Below are 3,146 nucleotides of genomic sequence, written 5' to 3'. Positions count from 1 at the left end.
CATTCCAACCGCCACTCACGTAGCCATCAGAACCAATCTCGGAACATTCGCTGAAAATCTACTCTCAAATCAAAACACTTTTGGTGTTGTAAGGTTAAGTCTCACGGATCATTAGTACTGGTTAGCTCAATGCATCGCTGCACTTACACACCCAGCCTATCAACGTCTTAGTCTTAAACGTTCCTTCAGGGGGATCAAGTCCCCAGGGAAGACTCATCTCGAGGCAAGTTTCGCGCTTAGATGCTTTCAGCGCTTATCTTTTCCGCACTTAGCTACCGGGCAATGCCATTGGCATGACAACCCGAACACCAGTGGTGCGTTCACTCCGGTCCTCTCGTACTAGGAGCAACCCCTCTCAATCTTCCAACGCCCACGGCAGATAGGGACCGAACTGTCTCACGACGTTCTAAACCCAGCTCGCGTACCACTTTAAATGGCGAACAGCCATACCCTTGGGACCTACTTCAGCCCCAGGATGTGATGAGCCGACATCGAGGTGCCAAACACCGCCGTCGATATGAACTCTTGGGCGGTATCAGCCTGTTATCCCCGGAGTACCTTTTATCCGTTGAGCGATGGCCCTTCCATTCAGAACCACCGGATCACTAAGACCTACTTTCGTACCTGCTCGAGCCGTCACTCTCGCAGTCAAGCTAGCTTATGCCTTTGCACTAACCTCACGATGTCCGACCGTGATTAGCTAACCTTCGTGCTCCTCCGTTACTCTTTGGGAGGAGACCGCCCCAGTCAAACTACCCACCAGACACTGTCCTCACCCCGGATTACGGGGCCGAGTTAGAACATCAAACATTAAAGGGTGGTATTTCAAGGTTGGCTCCACGCAGACTGGCGTCCACGCTTCAAAGCCTCCCACCTATCCTACACATCAAGGCTCAATGTTCAGTGTCAAGCTATAGTAAAGGTTCACGGGGTCTTTCCGTCTTGCCGCGGGTACACTGCATCTTCACAGCGAGTTCAATTTCACTGAGTCTCGGGTGGAGACAGCCTGGCCATCATTACGCCATTCGTGCAGGTCGGAACTTACCCGACAAGGAATTTCGCTACCTTAGGACCGTTATAGTTACGGCCGCCGTTTACTGGGGCTTCGATCAAGAGCTTCGCCTTGCGGCTGACCCCATCAATTAACCTTCCAGCACCGGGCAGGCGTCACACCGTATACGTCCACTTTCGTGTTTGCACAGTGCTGTGTTTTTATTAAACAGTTGCAGCCAGCTGGTATCTGCGACTGGCTTCAGCTCCGAGAGCAAGTCTCTTCACCTACGCGCCAGCGTGCCTTCTCCCGAAGTTACGGCACCATTTTGCCTAGTTCCTTCACCCGAGTTCTCTCAAGCGCCTTGGTATTCTCTACCTGACCACCTGTGTCGGTTTGGGGTACGATTTGATGTTACCTGATGCTTAGAGGCTTTTCCTGGAAGCTTGGCATCAACTACTTCTGCACCGTAGTGCATCGTCATCACGCCTCAGGGTTAGATAAGTAACCGGATTTACCAAGTCACTCCCCCTACACGCTTAAACCGGGACAACCGTCGCCCGGCTAGCCTAGCCTTCTCCGTCCCCCCTTCGCAGTAACACCGAGTACAGGAATATTAACCTGTTTCCCATCGACTACGCCTTTCGGCCTCGCCTTAGGGGTCGACTCACCCTGCCCCGATTAACGTTGGACAGGAACCCTTGGTCTTCCGGCGAGCGGGTTTTTCACCCGCTTTATCGTTACTTATGTCAGCATTCGCACTTCTGATACCTCCAGCAACCCTCACAGGCCACCTTCAACGGCTTACAGAACGCTCCCCTACCCAACAACGCCTAAGCGTCGCTGCCGCAGCTTCGGTGCATGGTTTAGCCCCGTTACATCTTCCGCGCAGGCCGACTCGACCAGTGAGCTATTACGCTTTCTTTAAATGATGGCTGCTTCTAAGCCAACATCCTGGCTGTCTATGCCTTCCCACATCGTTTCCCACTTAACCATGACTTTGGGACCTTAGCTGGCGGTCTGGGTTGTTTCCCTCTTCACGACGGACGTTAGCACCCGCCGTGTGTCTCCCGTGATAACATTCTTCGGTATTCGGAGTTTGCATCGGTTTGGTAAGCCGGGATGGCCCCCTAGCCGAAACAGTGCTCTACCCCCGAAGATGAGTTCACGAGGCGCTACCTAAATAGCTTTCGGGGAGAACCAGCTATCTCCCGGTTTGATTGGCCTTTCACCCCCAGCCACAAGTCATCCGCTAATTTTTCAACATTAGTCGGTTCGGTCCTCCAGTTAGTGTTACCCAACCTTCAACCTGCCCATGGCTAGATCACCGGGTTTCGGGTCTATACCTTGCAACTATTCGCCCAGTTAAGACTCGGTTTCCCTACGGCTCCCCTATACGGTTAACCTTGCTACAAAATATAAGTCGCTGACCCATTATACAAAAGGTACGCAGTCACCCAACTAGTAGGCTCCCACTGCTTGTACGTACACGGTTTCAGGTTCTATTTCACTCCCCTCGCCGGGGTTCTTTTCGCCTTTCCCTCACGGTACTGGTTCACTATCGGTCAGTCAGGAGTATTTAGCCTTGGAGGATGGTCCCCCCATATTCAGACAGGATGTCACGTGTCCCGCCCTACTCATCGAACTCACAATTAATGCATTTTAGTGTACGGGACTATCACCCTTTACTGTGCGACTTTCCAGACGCTTCCACTAACACAAGAACTGATTCAGGTTCTGGGCTCCTCCCCGTTCGCTCGCCGCTACTGGGGGAATCTCGGTTGATTTCTTTTCCTCGGGGTACTTAGATGTTTCAGTTCCCCCGGTTCGCCTCATACGACTATGTATTCATCGTATGATAGTGCAACGAATTGCACTGGGTTTCCCCATTCGGGTATCGCCGGTTGTAACGGTTTATATCACCTTACCGACGCTTATCGCAGATTAACACGCCCTTCATCGCCTCTGACTGCCTAGGCATCCACCGTGTACGCTTAGTCACTTAACCTCACAACCCAAAAGTGTTTCCACCTTCGTGCTGCTACATTTGAGAGACTCTATGACAGGTTAATCCTTACTCCAGTACTTCTACGGAGGAGTAAGTTTCAGCTGTCATGTTTCAATTTTCAGCTTGTTCCAGATTGTTAAAGAGCAA

General features: G+C 51.7%; 1 rRNA gene. It reads right to left on the bottom strand.

The features are described 5' to 3' along the window. Window positions 1-90: 90 nt before the first annotated feature. Window positions 91-2,999: ribosomal RNA gene (locus tag BEI65_RS25905) — 23S ribosomal RNA — on the bottom strand. Window positions 3,000-3,146: the final 147 nt, after the last annotated feature.

The organism is Serratia sp. BW106 (genome assembly GCF_002607755.1).
Classification (GTDB): Bacteria; Pseudomonadota; Gammaproteobacteria; order Enterobacterales; family Enterobacteriaceae; genus Serratia; species Serratia proteamaculans.
This window is presented reverse-complemented; position numbering and strand designations above follow the sequence as displayed.